This window comes from Robertmurraya sp. DFI.2.37 (assembly GCF_029211245.1).
GTDB lineage: Bacteria > Bacillota > Bacilli > Bacillales > Cytobacillaceae > Robertmurraya > Robertmurraya methanolica_A.
Window position 1 is genome coordinate 1 of sequence record NZ_JARGEJ010000472.1, and the last position, 328, is coordinate 328.

Consider the following 328-nt stretch of genomic DNA (forward strand, 5'->3'; position numbering starts at 1 on the left):
GAACAATTTGAAAAAGAAGGTAGACAACCGAGCATTCGTTTTCGTGTACCGGAAGGGCGAGTATATGCTTTTGATGATATGGTGAAAGGGAATGTATCTTTTGACTCTGATGGGGGTGGAGGAGATTTTGTTATCGTCAAAAAGGATGGCACGCCAACTTATAACTTTGCTGTTGCGGTCGATGATTATTTAATGAGCATCACCCATGTTTTACGTGGGGATGATCATATTTCCAATACACCTAAACAGTTGATGATTTATGAAGCTTTAAACTGGCAAGCTCCTGTTTTTGTGGTTTAGCAGGATACTCCTATTTATAGAGTCGCGG

General features: G+C 40.5%; 1 pseudogene. It reads left to right on the plus strand.

Annotation, left to right across the window (positions count from 1 at the left end):
- Window positions 1–291: pseudogene (locus tag PZE06_RS27350) on the plus strand (glutamate--tRNA ligase family protein); the annotation flags it as partial.
- Between the last annotated feature and the right edge of the window lie 37 nt (window positions 292–328).